Here is a 19,728-nt window from a genome sequence, read left to right on the forward strand (position 1 = left end):
CCCTAACAATGCACACCTGAACATTAAATAATAGTAGGTTATTCTAACCGCAGGAGAATTAATCTATGTCAATGACTCCAAGAGAAAGAGTGCTTGCAGCGATGAAACAAGAGACCCTCGACAGGCCGCCGGTAGCGATCTTCACACAGTCCGCCACTCTCGGACAGATGGACAAGGTCGGTGCCGCATGGCCCGAGGCCCACAAATCCGCTGAGCTTATGGCAAAACTGGGATCCGCACAGGCCGATGTATTCGGTTTCGAGTGCTGCAGGGCCCCCTTCTGCCTGACCGCAGAGGCCGAGAGGCTCGGATGCAACGTCGCCGTTGAAAAGAGAGACGCGGCCCCGATGATCAAAAAACACCCGTACAAATTCGACCCGATGACCGGCGAATATGACAGCCCCGACGGACTTATGGACCCCGAGGAGTTCATTGCAGGCGGCAGGCCCGCCGAAGTCATCAAGGCGATGGGCATCATGAAGAAGACCCACGGCGAAAAATACTGCATCGTAGCAGGAAACACCGGACCCTTCTCTCTGGCCGGCCACATGGTCAGCACCGAGAACCTCGTTTTCGGAATGATGATGGACCCCGACCAGGTCTCCAACTGGGTAAAAGGAGTTACCCCCGTGTGCAAGGCATACTGTCAGGCCCTCATCGATGGAGGAGCAGATATCATCCAGATGTCCGAGCCCACCGCGTCCACCGACATGATCGCCCCTGACATGTTCCACGATGCATCCGGAAAATACGTCTCCGAATCCCTCGCCTCGATAAAGGGCGGATACTCGGTGCTCCACATATGCGGAGACACCCTGCCCATCCTCGAAATGATGATCGAGACCGGCGTTACCGGACTGTCTATCGAAGAAAAGGTCGACCCCTTCAAAGCCGTAGAGCACGTCGGCGGAAAGACCGTACTCGTCGGAAACGTCGGATCCGTCAGACCCCTCTTCCAGGGAACCCCTGAAGAGGTCATCAAGGGAACCCAGAATTCCGTCAAAGCGGGATTCAACGTCATCTCGTCCGGATGCGGTATCGCTACCGGCACCCCCGATGAGAACATGGCGGCCATGGTCAAGGCAGTCAAGGGATGAGCTCGCTCAAACCCTGATCATTAAAACCTCTTACTTTTCCTTTCATTTTCATAATGTTTATTATCGCCGTTCCCGCTGTCGGGAGCATGTCAAATTTTCTGGCCGACAACTCGGAATACGCCTCGAAGATCAAGTCCATATTAAAACTCAGGTACGAGCCGGTGGCCGTGAAACTGATACCTGCCGGAGAAGAGTTTCCCGGAGGGTACAGGAAACCGGAAGGTCAGATGTCACATTGCCAGGCGGTCATGCGTGCGAGAAAGGGCGAGTATATCACAATGAAGCTTGAGGACCAGAGCTGTCACGTCGGCTCGTCCGCATTGGGCATCGTTGAAACTCCCAAGATGGTCGCCGACGGTACGTTCCATTACAATGTCGGGGCATTCGATTCGCCGGAAGCGGCGGCCAAGATGATATCCGACAGGAAGATCCCGAAGGGACGGATGGTCGGCGAGATAATCTGTCCGCTCAAGGATGCCGATTTCCAGCCTGACGTGGTCATAACGATCGACATTCCGGAGAGAATATACTGGATAGTGCCGCTTGCCACCGCCGAAAAGGGAGGGAGGGTCGAGTTCAGCACCTCCGCGTTCCAATGTGCATGCGAGGACGTGACAGCATACCCCTTGGTCACACAAAGGCCCAATGTATCTCTCGGTTGCTTCGGCTGCCGCAAGAAGACCGATATGGCTGCCGACGAGCTTGCCGCGGGTATCCCCTACGGCATGATTCCGGGTTTCGTAACGCATTTGGAGAAGTACGAAAAAGGCATGATGGAGAAGGCAAAACGCGAATAATTCGCGAAATAACGGCCCGGAAATACCGCAAAAATAATCTATTTAAATACTAGGTAACACTAAAACAGCATCAAGTACGCTGTTTTTTGTTATTTTTTATCATTTCAACAGTGTTTAAGGGTTGGTTTTATATTAGGATAACAGGTTACGCGAAATGCAAGGGGCGCAGGACCCAATCCTGCAAAAATTGAACGGAGGTAAAAAATGCCAAAATACGAGGACGTAATAGACTTGTATGACGACAACGGAAAACGCATTGCGAAAGATATTCCGTTGGAAGCCATCAGTCCGTTGCGCAACAAAGCGATCCAGAAGATCGGAGACCTCACCAAGAGGACATGCGCTGTCAATCTCACCGGTATCGAGAAAGCTCTCAAGACCGGCTCGATGATGGGCATGACCATCAAGGGAAAAGAGATCGACATCCCCCTGGTAGCAAATGCTGAGAAGATCGCAGCTGCAGTTAAAGACATGATTCAGGTAACTCCCGATGACGACACCATCGTTAAAGTCAAGTCCGGAGGAAAGAGCCTCATCGTCGTTCTACCCGTTGAGAGGGCGAACGTCGGTATCGAGTATACCACCGGATTCACCTCAACCGCAGCCGCCGTTACAGAGGCGATCATTGACGAGTTCAAGATCCCTATGTACAAGGCAAACATGGTCAAGGGAGCAGTATGGGGAAGGTACCCCCAGACCGTCGACTTTTCCGGTTCTAACGTAAAATCCATCCTCGAAGTTCCCCAGAACAACGAAGGAGCAGGATACGCTCTCAGGAACATCATGTCCAACCACGTCGTTGCACTGGTCAACAGGAACGCCATGCAGGGAGTAGCCCTGTCCGCGATCTTCGAGCAGACCGCTGCCTTCGAGATGGGAGACGCTGTAGGGCCCTTCGAGAGAGGACACCTCCTCGGACTCGCATACCAGGGACTCAACGCCAACAACATGCTGTACTCCATCGTTAAAAAGAACGGAAAGACCGGAACCGTCGGAACCGTTATCGAATCCCTCATGGAGAAGGCCATCGATGATAAGGTCATCCGCGTGAAAGAGACCCTCCCGTCCGGATACAAGGTGTACACGACCGACGACCTCCCCCTCTGGAACGCATATGCGGCAGTGGGACAGGTCGCGGCAGTCATGGTAAACGTCGGAGCCGCAAGGGCCGCCCAGGGTGTGCCTTCTACGATTCTGTACTACAACGACCTGCTCGAGCACGAGACCGGACTCCCCGGTGTCGACTACGGAAGGTCGATGGGTGTTTGCGTCGGAATGTCGTTCTTCTCTCACTCCATCTACGGTGGAGGCGGACCCGGACTGTTCCACGGAAACCACGTCGTTACCAGGCACTCCAAGGGTGTTCTGATTCCAGCCGTTACAGCAGGAAACTGCCTTGATGGTGGAACGCAGACCTTCTCTGCAGAGGCCACGTCCGGAGCCTTCAAAGAAGTCTTCGGTGACATGGACGAATTCCGCTACCCCATCCAGGTCGTAGCGGCTGAGGCAAAGAAAATAAAGAAGAAGGTCTGAGAATAAATGTCGAGCAATCCCCCAGCGGAATATGCGGGCGTGCCCCTCCCTGAAGTGAGGATCACCACCACCCGTCTCCTGATCGCAGAGACAACCGAGAAGGTTCTCAACGGGTTCGAGGAGATCGAGCACATAAGACAGATCACGATGTCGGGCGAGAGCCTGCCAAGGAAGATCAACAGCGGACCCAACAAGGGACTTGATAACAACCACACACAGCGCCGCACCATCAAAGTCGGCGATAAAAATGTGGAGCTGACAAGTTTAGTCGGCTACTTTTTCATCGAGCTCGATGTTGAGGACGGCAAGGTACTCGACGAGACCGTTGGAAAGATCAAGGCTGTTTGCGACGCTCACATCGAGCACGGATTCAACCTTGAGATCGGAAGATACTCGAAATACAGACCTACTCTCATTGATTACAGAGGTGTTTAAATATGGCATACAAAAGACAGTTCTACCCCGGAACCACAAGCCCTGCCGTCGCAAGGCGCAGACTGATGGACCCCAAAGTAAAACTGCAGAAACTTCGCGAAGTCCCCATCGAGGACGTCGTCAAGCTCATGGGACACCGCAACCCCGGAGAGGACTACAAGTCTATTCACCCCCCCATCGAGGAGGGCTCCGAGCCGGACTGCCCCATCAGGAAATTGGTCACCCCCATCGACGGTGCCAAGCACGGAGACAGAATCAGGTACATCCAGTTTACCGACTCCGTATACTTCGCACCCGTGTCCCCCTACCAGAGGGCATGGATGTATCTGTCCAGGTACAGAGGTATCGACACCGGTACCCTGTCCGGAAGGCAGATCATCGAAGTAAGGGAGAGAGACCTTGAGAAAATGGCGAAAGAGTTCATCGAGAACGAGACCTTTGACGCCGCGCTTACAGGAATCAGGGGTGCGACCGTTCACGGTCACGCCTGCCGTCTCGACGAGAACGGACTTATGTTCGACGCTTGGCAGAGATACCTGTGGGACCCCAAGAGGAAAGAGGTCAAGTACGTGAAGGACCAGGTCGCGCTGCCCCTCGACAAGGAAGTCTTTGTCGGAGCCCCCGCATCGATGGAAGACCTCAAGAAGAGGACAACCATCTTCAGGGCCGACGGAGTCGACATGAGGGACGACAAAGAGGTCACAAAATACCAGCACAGGATCCACAAACTCAGGACACTGGGCGGATACCAGCCTTTCAAAGTGAAGGGGGTGTAAATCAATGGCAACAAAAGAGAAAATGTTCATGGAGGCCGTCAAGAAGAAATTCAAAGAGGAGCCTACCGACATATCCACCAGCTACTACAAGTACGGCGGCTGGAAACAGTCTAAGAGCAAAGTGGAGTTCCAGGCAGCGGCTGAAAAGATCGCGAAAGACCGTGGATTCCCCATGATGAACGAGGACATAGGAGTCCCCCTCGGACAGAGGTCGTGGATGCCCTACCAGCTCTCGCACACCGACATCTTCGTCGAGCCCGACGATCTCCACTGCATAAACAACCCTGCCATCCAGCAGGCGTGGGACGACATCAGGAGGACTATCCTTGTCGGTCTCGACTCTCCTCACCAGACCATCGAGAGAAGGCTTGGTAAAGAGATCACACCCGAGACCATCAACACATACCTCGAGACGGTCAACCACACAATGCCCGGAGGAGCGGTCGTTCAGGAGCACATGGCAGAAGTCAACCCCGCACTGGTGTACGACTCGTATGTCAAAGTGTTCTCCGGAGACGATGAGCTGATCGACGAGCTCGACAAGAGATTCGTCATCGACATCAACAAGCTCTTCCCCGCCGCACAGGCAAAGCAGCTGAAGGCAGCCGTCGGAAAGACCCTGATGCAGGCAGTCCGCGTCCCTTCCATCGTTGGAAGGGTCATGGACGGAGCCACCACATCCAGGCATGCAGCAATGCAGATTTCGATGGCTTTCATCTCTGCTTACAAGCTTGCGGCAGGAGAGGCGGCTATCGCGGACTTCGCATACTCTGCGAAGCACCAGTCGATCAACATGGGAAGCATGATGCCCGCTAGGCGTGCCAGGGGACCCAACGAACCCGGAGGAATCCCGTTCGGATTCATGGCCGATATGGCCCAGTCCGACCGTGTGTACCCCGATGACCCCGGACGCGCAGCACTTGAGGCTGTGGCGCTCGGAGCCATCGTCTACGATCAGATCTATCTCGGCGGATACATGTCCGGAGGAGTCGGATTTACCCAGTACGCTACTGCGGCATACACCGACAACATCCTCGAGGACTACGTCTACTACGGTATCGACCAGATCAACAAGAAGTACGGAGGATTCTGCAAGCTGGACCCCAACAACTACGACGAGCTCATGAACCTCGCCGAGGACGTTAACAGCTACTCCCTCGAGATGTACGAGAGGTACCCCGCTATCATGGAGACCCACTTCGGAGGATCCCAGAGGTCTACCGTCGCGGCCGTGTCCACCGGTATCGCCGGTGCGATGGCCACCGGTGTCGCAGACTGCGGTCTGAACTGCTGGTACTACTCCATGCTCGAGCACAAGGAGAGGGCCGGAAGGCTCGGATTCTACGGATACGACCTCCAGGACCAGTGCGGTTCCGCCAACTCCTTCGCCTACAGATCCGACGAGGGTCTGCCGATGGAAGGCCGCGGACCGAACTACCCCAACTACGCAATGAACGTCGGTCACCTCTCCGGATACACCGGAATACCCAAGGCCGCACACGTCGCACGCGGAGACGCTTTCACAGCCAACCCGTTCATACGTGTCGCCTTCGCCGACCCATCGCTCCAGTTCGACTTCGCCAACGTGACGAAGGAGATCGGACGCGGCGGGCTCAGGGAGTTCGTCCCTGCAGGCGAGAGGACCGCGGTCATCAAGGGATGATCCCGTGCAGGTAGGAGATTTCGCGAAGTACCTTCCGACATCGACGGTCGGGAAAGTGACCGAGGTCAGAGAGAGCGGAGGCAAGGTCTGGTTCAGACTGGACTACACCGGGCTCTATTATGACCAGACGTTCCTGGTCCCGGCAGACGAATCGGAGTACAGCCCTGTCTCCTACAAGGATCGCGACAAGAAGTTCGAAGGCAGAATGCAGACGATCGAAGATGCTGCGAAAACCGCACGCGACGTCGATATATCTGGATTTATGCCCTCGGGCGGCGGATAAACCACTTCCCCTAATTTTCTTTTTTTACCGTTCTAACGGCGGTTTTTTCTATATCGTACGATATCTGCCGGGTATGGCAATGAGAATGTTCAGCTTCCTCAAGGACAAGTCGATAATCAGCAGCGACGCTTATGTCGTCGGCGATGTGATCGACGTGTACTACGAATCGGAATCGTGGGTCATACGCTCCATCGGCGTCCGCGGCTCTAAAGGCCTCGGAGAGGTGCTGGGCGTATCGGCTTTCAGGAAGCCGCAGTTTTCTCTGAACATAGGTGCATACGACATCAATGACGTGGTACTGATTCCGGAGACCCGTGACCAGCTGCAAAAAGCGCTGGTGGCCGACAACACAGGGACCGACAAGGCGACCGCGCTGATGGGCAAGAAGGTCGTTACCTCGGACCTTGTTCCCATCGGAACGATAGCCGATATAGGGATCGACCTCGACATGTGGAGGATCAATTCCTTTAAATTGAAGGTCGAGAAGAGCATGGCCGAAGCTCTGGACGTCAAGCTGGGACTTATCAATAAGACCGCTTCCGGGCTTCTGACCAGTCATATAAGTTCCGTTACCGATGTGGTCAGCCTCTCTCGTAAGGTAGAAGAACTGCGGGGAAATTTCACCTTAGACTGATCAGCATTTGTTAAAGGCCACGAGGATCGAGGCGAGGCGCGGGTCATCTTCGTATCCGTAGTAATTCTTGATCATCAGATCGGAAGTGGGCGCAGGGCTGCACGAGATGACATCTTTGCATCCGTTGCTCTGATTGAGCTCCGGGAAAGATACCGGAGGCATTACGAAACTCTCTGTCCCAATTCCCCTGACCTCGGGGAACACAATAAAGCCGTCGGATAGCCATACGGCGTCGTTACGGCCCTCGTACTCTTTAGCGTTGAACGGGAATACCTCGGTGCCCATTAGGTTGCCGCACGAATCTACCAATACCACGGTAGCCTCCGGCGGGGGTCTGAAGCGGGGATCTTTGATAATGCATATTATGTGCTCTCTCTTCAATGCCTGCGAGAATCCCTGGTTGTCGACCTGGATATTTCCGCCCCCTGCCCGTACGGTTGCTTCTTCGGCCCTCAGGTCATCAATTATTTTGTCGTCCAGGTAAAAACCGTAGACTACGCCTCTGAGGCCCTTGACTATGCTTAGGGGGAGTTCCGGACACTCGTTTGTTATTGTCATTTTATCTCTCCTTGCTAGGTTTGAAATCAAATCATTCGATTTTTATTGTAACGTCTCTTTTGAGACCCAGGTTTCCGGCGACTTCGATCGCTTTGACCATGCCGCATGGGACCGGACAGGCCGCATGGGGCAGATATTTGCTGACCAGTTTATAGACCTCGGTCTCGCACATGGGCGCCTCCACCTCCGTATATGGACTGATGGGCTCCATGTGCCAGGACATCATCAGGATATGGGGGCAATCGCTCTCGATCGCAAGCTCGATAAGTCCCATCTCATTTTCCCGGGCATTGATCACCGTGATCATTTTGCAGACGCCCGAATCCACCGTTACTTTGCAATGGTCAGTCATTTTCATCACCACTAAGTCTAATCAGATTGTCAACCCCTGCCATAGAACGTATGTCGACCACACCTATGGCCGCGATGACACGGTTGTCCAGGTCAATAGGTGTCACAATGACCTTTATACCTTTGTACGGCCCGGAAGTGGCTATCTTTCGTATAGTGGTTCCCACCGTGATAACTTCCTCCAGGACTTGGCCGGTATATGCATTGTCTATCACCACGCCGTTCTCGATCCTTATTCCAAGGTTGTCACGGCTCTTGGCGCATACCGGAAGCCCCCCCACCAGGTCGTGGATCGCAAATGCGAGGGATATCAGTTCATTGCCGGTGCTCCGATGGGAAAGGATATCTTTGAGGTCCCTATCGAATTGTAACCCTCCCAAGAGCGACAGGCCGGACATGATGGCCCCTTCTTCCGCCATATCGGGGGTCGAGGCGGTTCCGATGATTATGACGTCCTCGTTTCGAATCGTGATGCTCTTTCTCAGAATATCGTTCAGTTCGGGTTCTACGGTATATCCGGACCCAGGAAAAATAAGCCTGTCGTTGCTGCAGATAAGCGTTGTTGCGCCGGTCGCTCCGGCTTTTATGGCTATGTCTCGCTCCTCGCATCCATATTTCACCCTGCGGGCGATTTTCGGTATACGCACGGCGCAGTCAAAATCGCCGATGGTGAGGCTTCCCATATCTATCGGTCTGACATCCATGGACATCGAATTGTAGCATCCGGAGCCTTTTTTGTTTATGGACACGCCGTTCTTGTCAATGTCGATCAGCCCGTGCTCCTGAAGTATGCTGAGAATAGTCCTTGTGCTGCCCTCGCCTATATTCAGGATCTGTGATAGTTTTTTCCTTCCTACGGGTTTGTTCTTGTTCAGGCAGTCCAATGCCTTCCAAATATGATAATCGCTGAATTTGGGTATTGGGCCGCCAGCCCCCCTGTGTTGTTGAATGGGCATATGGATGTATCATTCATCCATCTAAATAAAGTAATTGATTGGTATCGGTTCGAGATAGATATTAACGCCGTAAATACATGTTAACCTTAAGACGATCTATCTTTCTATACTGGATGTTCGCGCGTTTTTTATATCGAGGTGGCTTTTATCACTTATGGTTCAAAAGTCGGTCGACTTCGTTATTATCCAGAACGTTTCCAAAAAATTCGGGAACAAGACCGTCCTTAATAATGTGAGCGCCACAATCCAGACCGGCAAGATACTCGGGCTCATCGGCAAAAGCGCCGCGGGCAAGAGTGTTCTGATTATGATGCTGAGGGGAAGCGAAGATTACGCACCCGACTCTGGAAGAGTGCTGTATAGAGTTAACAGGTGTTCCAAATGCGGAAACCTCGATCTTCCGTTCGAAGGAACGCCATGCACAAAATGCGGCTGTGAAACCGAAACCATCACGGTGGATTTCTGGTCTCTAAAAGACGACGACCCTCTCAGGCGCCAACTTAAGGGTCGCATCGCGATAATGCTTCAGAGGACGTTCGCCTTGTTCGGGGACAAGACGGTCATAGAGAACATCTTCGAGGCGATCGGCGACCGCGCAGAGGGCAAGGCCCGGACAGACATGGCCCTCCACCTCTTGGAATTCGTGGGCATGACCCATAGGACGACGCACATAGCGAGGGACCTCTCCGGAGGAGAGAAGCAGAGGATAGTACTCGCAAGGCAGATAGCCAGGGACCCCCTTCTCTTTTTGGCCGACGAGCCGACCGGGACATTGGACCCGTATACAGCCGAATTAATGCACGAGCGGCTTGTAGATTATGTGGGCAAGAGAGGAATATCGATGGTCTTCGCGTCCCACTGGCCCGAGGCCGTGGACAAGATGGCGGACGAAGCTATTTGGCTGAATTCCGGGGATGTGGTGATGCAGGGTAAACCCAAAGAGATCACCGATAGATTCATGGAGGGATACACCTTCGAAAGAACCAAGGCCGCGGACCTGGGGGAGCCGATAATATCGCTCAAGAATGCAGAGAAGCACTTTTTCTCTATTGTCAGAGGAGTGGTCAAGGCGGTCGACGGAGTAACGTTCGACATCATGGAGCGCGAGGTGTTCGGCCTTGTCGGAAAGTCCGGTGCAGGAAAGACCACAGCATCAAGGATGGTCGCCGGTATGACGCCTGCCACCAAGGGGTCCGTCAAGATAAGGATCGGGGACGACTGGGTGGACATGTCCGAAATGGGTCCGAGCGGCAAGGGCCGCGCCACACCGTACATCGGGTTCCTGCATCAGGAATACACTCTCTATCCCTTTGACAACATACTCAGCAACCTGACGACGAGCATAGGCACCAGAATGCCTGCGGAACTTGCAAAGTTCAAGGCGATACAGGTGCTTCAGAGCGTAGGGTTCGACAAGAAAAACATGGAGAGCTTACTTTATTCCTACCCAGATACCCTGAGCGTCGGAGAGTGCCAGAGGATAGCCTTCGCGCAGGTTCTGATAAGGGAGCCCCGCATTATAGTGTTGGATGAGCCCACCGGGACGATGGACCCGATAACAAAGACGATAATCGCCAAATCCGTGATCCGCGCAAGGGAGACCCTCGGTGAAACGTTCGTGGTCGTCAGTCACGACATGGATTTCGTCGAGAATGTCTGCGACCGTGTCGCATTCATAAGGAACGGTGTCGTAGAGGACATGGGGACCCCCGATTCGGTGATCCAGAGGTTCGGGCTCAAGGAACTTCAGGACGACGATTCCGAGGGTGAATGAATGAAGCAGCAAATAGGGCGCCACCTGAGTTTTGTAGAATGCAGGGAAGCCATGGGGCTGGGAGTCGGCGGCGCTCTGGCGCAGAGGGCCACGATATCGGACAGCGGAAGGGACGTGGTGGCAGTGGCAATGGGGCCGGGAAAGAGGCACATAACCAAACCGGTCTGCGAGATAACTTATGCGCTCAGGGAAGAAGGCATCGATACCAGCGTCTTGGTAGTTAACGCAGGGTCGGGGGTGCCTTCGGACGCCCCGGACGTCAGCACAGGTTCGAGGTTCGGACTGGATCCTCTCGAAGTCGACCGCATGAGGCAGTTCAAGGTCGTGCTGATCCACCTGGGAAACGTGCGGAATCACATAGTATACAAGGCGAGGCTGATACTCAGGAATGTCGACCTGCCCACCATTATCGTAGCTCAATGCCCTGTGGATTTCGAAGATTTCGCTGCCATAGGGGTGAAGACCGCACACGTCATGCCTCCGGACGACGAGATACAGACCCAGGGAGAGATAGTGCATATCGTCACCGGGGTAATAAGGGGCGTTACCTGCCCGCAGGAAAAGCTCGATGAGATAGTTTCCAAGGTCCAGTCCATGCTTCCCAGCGGAGGTATGAGATGAAGATAACCGTCAACGGGAGACCGAAGGTGCTGAAGGCCGGAGCCACGCTCAAAGAAGCTGTGACCGGCGAGCAATATTACGAAGGGGCGCTGGTGGCGGTGCATCTGTCGGTGGAGACCGTCACAGAGAAGACCAACGATTTCGAACTCACTACGCCGAGAGGGAACATGGTCCTTCATCTCGACGACAGCCCCGATGCTGAAAAATGGAGGTCGATGATCAGTACGGTGGAAGGAGTGACCGCAAGGTGGGTCACCCGTAAGATTGTTGCGTTGGGAGCATTTCCTTCGGACATAAAGTCAGACCCGGCCGACCGTCTTTACCGAAAGTTCGACTGTTTCTTCTCATTGGGAGGCGGTGACAATCAGACCACTTACATAATGGTCGCCAGGAACGATCACAGAGAATCATACGGCGCAGGGCCGGGACGCATCGGACGCATAACTGTCGGAAGGCATCTGATCGACGAACTGCGCGAGGGCGAAGGCATCAGCGAGATACGCCCGGTGATGTCAGAAATAAGCACGGAGAACGTCGATGTAACATCGGACATGTCATATCCGATGGCCGAAGGATACTCGGTGGACACCAACGTGCTGATAAAATTGGATCCGGAGTCCCCGATAGCCGTCGAACACATACTCATCACGGCCTCGGACCTGAATCTGGAGGTCACCGATCAGACGGGTAGCTTCATTGCAAGCTCCGAGGACCTGGACGCCGATTTAAAATCCGAGAAGGCGGCGGTGAGGGAGACCGGTGCCGTAACGGTAAGGAATGAAGGTACCGGGAAGGGCAGGATATACATTTACAAGGACAAGAGGCAGGTCGCTCAGTCGCACAGCTCGGCGGGCAAGGTCGAGCGCGGGTTGGCAATGATCTCGATGGCGAAAAAGGGCGACAGGATATCTGTGGTAACCGAACCTCCCAGGACACTCTCGGTCGGAATGACCCAGAAGGCCGGCGGAGAGTTCCTTTCCAAGGCAGGTGTAGAACAGATCAGAAAGGGCGACACTTCGGACGGAGCGATAATAGTTGAACAGACCCCTGAACGCACCATCGAGGCCATGAAGGCCGGGGTCGTCGAAACATTCGCGGTACCCCGCGACAGGATATACAGGATAGAGATCACCGCCAAGGACCAAAAAACGTCCTATTATTTCAGAAAGGTCACCGGCCTGAGCCACAAGCCGATAGGGACAATGAAGGTCCAGTTCACTTACGAAGGGGCTTCGATGATGACCTTCTACGGGGACGAGATGAGAGGCAAGCTCCTCCATCCGCAGGAGCTTTTCAAGAGGGTCAAGCGCGGGGACATCGGAGTTACCAACCAGGCCCGCCCATACTGCGGGCTGATGGGCATAAGGCTGCAGGACAGCAAGGAATACGGGCCCACAGGCGAGGAGCCGTACGGGACGAACATCATCGGCAGGTTTGCCGACGACCTCAGCAGGCTTCTTGCGGAAGCGGAGGAGGACAAGGTCATATACATCACGGAGGAGAACATATGAGCGACGAAAGAGAGACAAGGCTGCTTATGATTTCACCGAACTCCATGCTCACGCCCGACCAGCTCGTCCGTTCGATACACGCGATGAACAAAGAGGTCAAGGTCAAGGAGACATGCTATGGTTGCCTTGTCGAGGGCAGAAAGGATGTCGTGAAGGAAGTATTGGACCAGGTACGCAAGAAATACACCAACGAGGTATTCTCCAAGCGCAGGGCATATCCGGCAGGCGACCCGAGGAGATGCCGCGCCCAGCACGGCACAAGGCCCGGGTACTGCCAACTTGAGGCTGAATGGGCGTTGCTTTCCAACGTGCAGCACGGCCTGGATTGCGCCGACAGAGGCGAGACCGTTGAAAAGATTCCGGTGAAAGAACCTCTTTCGGTAAGAGATTTCAAAAAGATTTGTGAGGAGTAACGATGAAAGTGTTCATAGACCCGCCGAACAGTCTGATACTGTTCGATATTGTAGAGAGATTCGGCCATGAGCCGCTCAGCGCCATGGCCGCGATCCAGGAGAAGATCGACAACCTGGAGATAGACATGCCCCCGATGAACGTGACCCTGGACGACGTGGTCAGGGGCCTAAAGTATGCAGGCGTCGAAGTCCCCTCGGGAATCAGGGGAAGGATGGCGATGTGGGGGCCGATGATCGAGGAGGCGGAAGCGGCCATCATAATGGATAATGCGCCGTACAGTTTCGGATGCGTCGGGTGCGAGCGATCCAACGAAATGTTGAAATATCTGATTAAAAAGAGAAACATCCCGACACTTCACGTGGTATACCCTTCCAACGAGGAGGACGCCAAGAACTTCGTCATCAGCGCCAAGGAGTTTCTGGAGGGACTAGGTAAATGACAATAAAAATCGCAGAGCTGTCTTGCGGGACAGAATACAGCAGCGTGCAGCATGAGATCGAGAAGGCCGCCCTCTCGGTAGGCGCGAAGATGGTCTATCCGGATGTAAGCGTGGACGATGTGGACGATGCGGTCAAACGCTTCGGGTTCAACCCCCGTTCCAATCAACTTAAGTTAATGATCGCAAGGGCAGCCTCGTTGGCCGACGGAAAATACGATGCGGACGCGGTTTTCATATGCACATGCTTCAGGTGCGCCGAGGCCGCGTTGGTCAGGAACGAGCTTAGGAGGTTCATACAGGACAACACGAACCTGCCCGTCGTCACATACTCTTTCACGGAGAGGCTGAAGGCCTCTCAGATGCTCACAAGGATGGAGGCGCTCGTCACCATCGTTTCGAGGAAAGAGCTGTTGGCGAGGGAGAGGCAGACAGGGCTGACCGCGGGCCTGGACTCCGGTTCGAGCACCACCAAGGCCGTCATCATGCAGGACAATAAGATAATCGGAAAAGCTTGGACCGGGTCGGGGGACGTCGTCAAGTCCGCAGACCAGGTGCTTATGGAAGCGATGAAACAGGCGGGAATAGAGCTCAAGGACCTGGAGGCGATAGGGACAACAGGTTACGGACGCTACACCCTGGGGAAGTACTACAATGCCAAGCTGGTACAGGAAGAGCTCACCGTCAACTCGAAAGGCGCGGTCTGGCTGGCCAACAAGCAGAGGGGGGAGGCGACCATCCTCGATATCGGAGGTATGGACAACAAAGCGATCACAGTCCGCGACGGAGTCCCGGACAATTTCACCATGGGAGGCATATGCGCCGGCGCATCGGGACGTTTCCTGGAGATGACGGCCAAGAGGATGAAAGTGGATATCGAGGACCTCGGCCCTCTCGCGATGAAGGGAGACTGGAGGAACGCCAAGATGAACTCCTATTGCTCGATCTTCGGAATCCAGGACCTGGTCACGCAGCTCGGAGAAGGGAAAACCTTCGAGGACGTCGCGGCCGCGGCATGTCATTCCGTCGCAGAGCAGGTATACGAACAGCAGCTTCAGGAGATCGATGTAAGGCATCCGATCATCCAGGTAGGCGGCACATCGCTCATTTCCGGCTTGGTAAAGGCGGTCGGAGAAATACTCGGCGAGATGCCGATAGTCCCGCCGGACTCTCAATATATCGGGGCGGTCGGAGGAGCATTGCTGAGTTCGGGATTCCTGTGAGGTAAAGAAATGGACATCACGGTTCATGGATCGGACCCGTTCGGGAATGAGGGGTACAGGGTACTTTTCGGGAACATTATGAACGATCTGGGCGAGGCTCTGGCGATCGAGAAGGCAGAGCTCGTGCTCAAGGCGGAGATCCCGCTGTTCATATTCTCCGTCAGACTGCGCGCGCAGCCTGTCAGCAAAACGATAGCGGACGTCAGCAGCCTTCGCGAAGAAGGATCCGGGGTCCATATAACCATAACGGACGAGCGATATGCGCCGGAGATACTCAAGGCGATGTGGTCAAAGTATGGCAGGAACAGCGTAGACCAACAGACACGTTTCGACATGTCGGTATCTAACGCCGACCTCGAGACCGTCAGCAAGACAGTGGTCGCATCAGGCGAAGAAGTCATCAAGGAGATCATAGGCTCGGTATGGAGGTCCATGCCCGAAGGCATCAGAGTGCGCCATGTTTTCATCACCGGGACTGTTATCACGGTGGTCGCGACAGAGGAGATCATGAAGCCCGAGTACATGAAGGAAGGGGCAGAGGTCCATATAGCGATGGGAGGTTCGGCAGATGTTTGAAGTTATAATGTACGATGGCGGCGTTTATCGTTCGGACGAACTTTTCGAGATGATAGAGGATGTGGGCGGAGCAGTCCTGCAGAAGATCAGAAGCTCCCAGATGCTTACAGTGACCATGTCCATTCCCAGTGAGGACAAGGAGACGGTTTCCGCACTTTGCAGGGAGATCGGAGGAGAGGTCAAAGAGGTACCGCTAGCGGGGACAGAGATAGCGGTAGTGGGTCCCACGCTGGGGCGCCACCACATGCCCCATCCGATATGCGATATAGCAGAAGCGCTCAGAAGGAAGGGTGCGCTTTCGATCGTGATGGGACTCGCCAGAGGAAGAGGAAAGCACACGTCTCAGATATCCGCGTCAGAGGTCGGCATCATCAACGAGTACGACGCGGCGATTTTCTGTTTCGGCAATTTTAAATCATGCATAGAGGCGAAAGCGGAGCTCATGAAGGACATCAAGATACCGCTGATCCTCGTGTGCGGTCCCAGGCCGGAGGGGCTGGAGGACTATTGCGAGGGCATAATTCCGGGCGTGGGAAGGAAATCGGAAAGGATGAGGTCGTCGGAGGAGAGGCAAAAGCTCGAAGAAATCGTCTCCATGACCGAGGAGGTACTGAAGGACAAGAGGAAGAGGATGTCCGAGGACCCTCTTTTCGTCCATCCGTCGGAAGTGAAGCAGGTACTCGAGAACTATCCGCCGATAGATATGTGCCTCAGACCGTCCCCGATAGTTCTTCACATGGACGGCCTCAGGGCGAAGATTCCGTACGACGAGAATATAGGGGCGGTCAGCGACATAATGGTCTACGACCGCAGGCTGGGAGATATCGCTAAGATAACCGAGTCTAAACTAGACCGCAGCAGCATGCTCGTCAAGATCAAGACGGGCTCGGAGGTAGAGTACGACGATGCCCGGAACGCGGCAAGGAAACCGTAAGGGCACCTATGTCGTTTTCATGACCCTCCCGGACGACAGCGAAATCAACGTCGGATCCCTGGGCAGGATATTCCTAAAGGCGGGCGATTACTGCTATGTCGGAAGTGCCATGAACGGCCTCGACCAACGTGTACGCAGGCATCTGTCAAATCAAAAAAACATACGCTGGCACATTGATTATATCACGTCTTTGGCAATAAATATGGAAGCTTATGTCTCCGAATGCCCAGGGCCAGTTCCGGAGTGCAAGATCACCGAGGTCGCAACATCACTGGGATTCGGGCCGACGGTCAAGGGTTTCGGTTCCTCGGATTGTCGCTGTTATTGTCATCTTTTATCAGTGCCAGATGCCGGAAAGATATCGCTGGTCGAAAGTCTCGGAATGAAACCGCTGGAACCCCTGTTCGCGTGCGCCCGTGAGTGGTAATCCTTATAATGTATCAGGGTCTTCAGACTCTATAATCAGTCCGCACACTGCAAAGTGGAGGGAACAAATGAAGGCAAACAGTGAAGCAATTCTATCTCGTAAAGTGACTCCTGAAATGATAACCAAACTTGAGGGTATCGTAGGCAAGGACAATATCAACACGGGCGACATGGACAAAATCCTATACAGCCATGACATGGCCCCCCTTCCTAAGGAGGCAGGCATGGCTTTCAAGAACATGCCCGATGTGATAGTAAGGCCGGAGACGGATGAGCAGGTGGCAAAGATCGTCGCCCTCGCTTACAAAGATGGAATTCCCATCATACCCAGGGGCAACGCGACCTGGGGACTCGGCGGATGCATGCCTACCAACGGAGGCATCGTTATAGACATGTCCTCGAAGATGAACAAGGTCCTTGAGATCAACACCGAGAGCATGTACGTAAAGGTACAGGCCGGTTGCACATGGAAAGGCGCACTCGACGAATGCATGAAGCGCGGTTTCATAGTCGGTTCCTACCCGTCAAGCTTCCCCGCAGGGACGATCGGCGCATGGACCTCGACCAACGGAATGGGCACGGGAAGCTACAAGTACGGCTCCGCCAAAGACAATATTCTCAACATGAAGGTCGTCCTTTCCGACGGAACTCTGATCGAGACAGGATATGACCACATCGGATCGTATATGGCTGGTTACAACCTCAATCAGTTCTTCGCAGGTGCCGAAGGGACCCTCGGAGTTCTAACAACCGTGACCATGAGGATCTACCCCATGGGAGAGATCAGGCCCGTCGCCTACGAGTTCGATAACCTCAAGGACATGCACGGACCGATTCAGAAGATCATAGCCCATCCCAGCATCAGGCCCCTCCACATCGCTTGGTCCGATTACCAGCACTTCGCCAACCAGAGGAAGGCCGGCATTCACGCACCCAATGTGAAGAACGTGCTTCTCGTAGCCCTTCAGGGAGATGCCAAATTCGTCGACCTCGAGGAAAAAGAGATCGATTCGATCATATCTGAGTTCGGCGGCAAGAAGCTCGACAGGAATATCGCCGACCACGAGTGGTCAGAGAGATGCTACGAGTTCAGGGCCAGGAAGGTCGGGGTCGGAGAAATCCCCGCAGAAGTCATAGTTCCCGCCAAACACTGGGGAGAATTCGTTGACGAGTGCTACAAGGGATTCGACGTAATGAAGATGGAGGCCGGAGGGGTCATCGGAGTAATCGTAGACCGCAGCACCGCGCTTTTCATGCCCTATTACTTCAAGGACGACGAGTCGCTGCTGGGCATGACCGCATTCTCGTTCAACTTCTACCTCGGAGACAGGGCCTCCCTCTATGGAGGAAGGACCACCGGTTTCGGAGTGTTCTTCGCCTGGAACATGGACGTCATACACGATGGAGAGACCGCCGACTTTATGAGGGACCTCAAGACCGCCCTCGACCCCCGCGACATAATGAATCCGGGGCACCTCGTCTGCGGAAAGACCAGGTTCGGCATCAACATGGGCAAGCAGCTCATGTCTTTTGGAAGCCAGCTTATCCAGGGAGTAAAGAAGCTCCTCCCGGCCGACACCACGTTCAGCGACAACCTGAAAAGATTCAGGTACAGTGAAATGGAGCACGAAGTGGAAGAGGGAAGGTTCCGCGTCCTCGGCGACGGCTCCCAGTGAGCACGTCCCTTCAAACTTCTTATAAAAACACCTTCCACTTCTATCCCATTTATTAAAAATCCGTTCTTTGGAATTCTATAGTTATTAAGATTCTAGCTAATCTTTAATAGTCGATCATTGTAGGATGCATTATGAATAAAAGCGCTGTCGCAGCAGTGTCGTTGGTCGCAATGCTCGCCCTAGCGGGAACAGTTTCTGTTATTGTATTGACAAATGACAGCGATGATACGAAATATATCTACACGACGATGAGCTGGCAACAGGAAATGGTCCAGGAGATCGTCGGCGATGAGTATACTGTCGTATCTTTCTTAAAATCTAACACCAGTCCCCACGCGACCGAGATAACGCCCGGAATAGTCACATCCAGAAATACGGTGGCATATTTTGCCGTGGGCTCAGGGATCGAATGGGAAGAGGTCAATCTTAAAACTATAAGAGATCAGCAGAACGTCACCACGTTCGAATGCTGCGAAGAGCTTATCGAACTTGGAATAATGGACCCTCTTCTCGAAGGAGAGGAGCATGAGGGCACCGGAGAAGGACATGAACATGCGACGGACCCTCACGTATGGGCATCCCCGGAGCGCCTGGCACTTATAGCCGAGTACATAAAGGATAAGATGATCGAGCTCGAAGCGGACAACGCGGCCGTATTCGAAGCGGGATGTGCCAGCTACCTGGCCAAGGTAGATGTCCTCATTCAGCTCGAAGAGGAATACCTAACAGACAAGGCTACAGGTGAAATTATCGTATGGCACCCTTCGTGGGCATACCTTCTTCCCGATAATGTAACAGAGTTGGAACTTATGGAAGTCGCTCAGTCCACCATTAATCCCACCGGAATAGCTATGCTTCAGGGGGGGACCGAAGAAAATCCGATCAATGTGTTCCTCTCCAATTCTGAAGAAATCAATGGTCTGTCTCAGAAAAATCTTTGGGACATGCAAATATATGTAAATATCATAGTAATAAACGTGCTCGCATCAAACTGGGTCGAATATCTTGCCCAAGTGATCGAGATACTGGGAGAAAATATTTCCTAAAGCTACGG

The 19,728-nt window shown here is 53.8% G+C and carries 22 protein-coding genes; 19 read left to right on the top strand and 3 right to left on the bottom strand.

Annotation, left to right across the window (positions count from 1 at the left end):
- Positions 1-71 precede the first annotated feature (71 nt).
- The 8 genes from VB016_03300 (at position 72) to VB016_03335 (ending at position 7,218) form a co-directional block, all read left to right on the top strand.
- Entirely contained in the window at positions 72-1,097 is a 1,026-nt protein-coding gene (locus VB016_03300; GenBank protein ID MEA4977560.1) for an MtaA/CmuA family methyltransferase, read from the top strand.
- A gap of 86 nt (positions 1,098-1,183) precedes the next feature.
- Positions 1,184-1,894 carry a DUF169 domain-containing protein gene (locus VB016_03305; protein ID MEA4977561.1) on the top strand — a complete coding sequence of 237 codons (711 nt, stop codon included), beginning with the start codon at positions 1,184-1,186 and terminating at the stop codon, positions 1,892-1,894.
- A 204-nt stretch (positions 1,895-2,098) separates the two neighbouring features.
- Positions 2,099-3,427, top strand: coding sequence for a coenzyme-B sulfoethylthiotransferase subunit beta (gene mcrB / locus VB016_03310; GenBank protein ID MEA4977562.1), 1,329 nt, complete (start codon positions 2,099-2,101; stop codon positions 3,425-3,427).
- Positions 3,428-3,433: 6 nt separating this feature from the next.
- Positions 3,434-3,862, top strand: a complete 429-nt coding sequence (mcrD, locus tag VB016_03315) for a methyl-coenzyme M reductase operon protein D (protein ID MEA4977563.1) — start codon at positions 3,434-3,436, stop codon at positions 3,860-3,862.
- A gap of 2 nt (positions 3,863-3,864) precedes the next feature.
- On the top strand, positions 3,865-4,638 hold the full coding sequence (gene mcrG, locus VB016_03320; protein ID MEA4977564.1) for a coenzyme-B sulfoethylthiotransferase subunit gamma: 774 nt from the start codon (positions 3,865-3,867) through the stop codon (positions 4,636-4,638).
- 4 nt (positions 4,639-4,642) lie between these two features.
- Complete coding sequence (gene mcrA / locus VB016_03325; protein MEA4977565.1) at positions 4,643-6,301, top strand: coenzyme-B sulfoethylthiotransferase subunit alpha; 1,659 nt, start codon at positions 4,643-4,645, stop codon at positions 6,299-6,301.
- Between the two features lie 4 nt (positions 6,302-6,305).
- Positions 6,306-6,584 carry a DUF2098 family protein gene (locus VB016_03330; GenBank protein ID MEA4977566.1) on the top strand — a complete coding sequence of 93 codons (279 nt, stop codon included), beginning with the start codon at positions 6,306-6,308 and terminating at the stop codon, positions 6,582-6,584.
- A gap of 73 nt (positions 6,585-6,657) precedes the next feature.
- The gene (locus VB016_03335; GenBank protein ID MEA4977567.1) at positions 6,658-7,218 is read left to right on the top strand and encodes a hypothetical protein; all 561 of its coding nucleotides are present in this window, start codon (positions 6,658-6,660) and stop codon (positions 7,216-7,218) included.
- Here the strand turns inward: VB016_03335 and VB016_03340 are convergent, their stop codons facing one another.
- Genes VB016_03340 through VB016_03350 form a run of 3 tightly spaced genes read right to left on the bottom strand, consistent with a single transcriptional unit; the run spans position 7,219 to position 9,083 of the window.
- Complete coding sequence (locus tag VB016_03340) at positions 7,219-7,776, bottom strand: hypothetical protein (protein ID MEA4977568.1); 558 nt, start codon at positions 7,774-7,776, stop codon at positions 7,219-7,221.
- Positions 7,777-7,807: 31 nt separating this feature from the next.
- Positions 7,808-8,128: a hypothetical protein gene (locus VB016_03345; GenBank protein ID MEA4977569.1), complete on the bottom strand. Its 321-nt coding sequence runs from the start codon at positions 8,126-8,128 to the stop codon at positions 7,808-7,810.
- Positions 8,121-9,083 (bottom strand): DUF2111 domain-containing protein, encoded by a 963-nt coding sequence (locus VB016_03350; GenBank protein MEA4977570.1) that lies wholly within the window; start codon positions 9,081-9,083, stop codon positions 8,121-8,123. The genes VB016_03345 and VB016_03350 overlap by 8 nt, the downstream gene beginning before the upstream one ends.
- A 154-nt stretch (positions 9,084-9,237) precedes the next feature.
- Here VB016_03350 and atwA point away from each other — a divergent pair, with 154 nt between their 5' ends.
- From atwA to VB016_03405, 11 genes are all read left to right on the top strand, one after another.
- A complete protein-coding gene (atwA, locus tag VB016_03355) occupies positions 9,238-10,857 on the top strand; it encodes a methyl coenzyme M reductase system, component A2 (GenBank protein MEA4977571.1) in 1,620 nt (539 codons plus the stop codon).
- Positions 10,858-11,478: a methyl-coenzyme M reductase I operon protein C gene (mcrC, locus tag VB016_03360; protein MEA4977572.1), complete on the top strand. Its 621-nt coding sequence runs from the start codon at positions 10,858-10,860 to the stop codon at positions 11,476-11,478.
- Positions 11,475-12,989 carry a methanogenesis marker 3 protein gene (locus tag VB016_03365; GenBank protein ID MEA4977573.1) on the top strand — a complete coding sequence of 505 codons (1,515 nt, stop codon included), beginning with the start codon at positions 11,475-11,477 and terminating at the stop codon, positions 12,987-12,989. Before mcrC ends, VB016_03365 begins: the two co-directional genes overlap by 4 nt.
- A complete protein-coding gene (locus VB016_03370; protein MEA4977574.1) occupies positions 12,986-13,402 on the top strand; it encodes a methanogenesis marker protein 6 in 417 nt (138 codons plus the stop codon). The genes VB016_03365 and VB016_03370 overlap by 4 nt, the downstream gene beginning before the upstream one ends.
- 2 nt (positions 13,403-13,404) lie before the next feature.
- Positions 13,405-13,842, top strand: a complete 438-nt coding sequence (locus VB016_03375) for a methanogenesis marker 5 protein (protein MEA4977575.1) — start codon at positions 13,405-13,407, stop codon at positions 13,840-13,842.
- Positions 13,839-15,062, top strand: coding sequence for a methanogenesis marker 15 protein (locus tag VB016_03380; protein ID MEA4977576.1), 1,224 nt, complete (start codon positions 13,839-13,841; stop codon positions 15,060-15,062). Before VB016_03375 ends, VB016_03380 begins: the two co-directional genes overlap by 4 nt.
- A 9-nt stretch (positions 15,063-15,071) precedes the next feature.
- Positions 15,072-15,638, top strand: a complete 567-nt coding sequence (locus VB016_03385; protein MEA4977577.1) for a methanogenesis marker 17 protein — start codon at positions 15,072-15,074, stop codon at positions 15,636-15,638.
- Positions 15,631-16,572 (top strand): methyl-coenzyme M reductase family protein, encoded by a 942-nt coding sequence (locus VB016_03390; protein MEA4977578.1) that lies wholly within the window; start codon positions 15,631-15,633, stop codon positions 16,570-16,572. The genes VB016_03385 and VB016_03390 overlap by 8 nt, the downstream gene beginning before the upstream one ends.
- On the top strand, positions 16,544-16,999 hold the full coding sequence (locus VB016_03395) for a GIY-YIG nuclease family protein (GenBank protein MEA4977579.1): 456 nt from the start codon (positions 16,544-16,546) through the stop codon (positions 16,997-16,999). Before VB016_03390 ends, VB016_03395 begins: the two co-directional genes overlap by 29 nt.
- 67 nt (positions 17,000-17,066) lie before the next feature.
- Positions 17,067-18,674 (top strand): FAD-binding oxidoreductase, encoded by a 1,608-nt coding sequence (locus tag VB016_03400; protein MEA4977580.1) that lies wholly within the window; start codon positions 17,067-17,069, stop codon positions 18,672-18,674.
- 131 nt (positions 18,675-18,805) lie between these two features.
- Positions 18,806-19,720 carry a zinc ABC transporter substrate-binding protein gene (locus VB016_03405; protein MEA4977581.1) on the top strand — a complete coding sequence of 305 codons (915 nt, stop codon included), beginning with the start codon at positions 18,806-18,808 and terminating at the stop codon, positions 19,718-19,720.
- Positions 19,721-19,728: the final 8 nt, after the last annotated feature.

The organism is Methanomassiliicoccaceae archaeon (assembly GCA_034928305.1).
GTDB lineage: Archaea > Thermoplasmatota > Thermoplasmata > Methanomassiliicoccales > Methanomethylophilaceae > VadinCA11.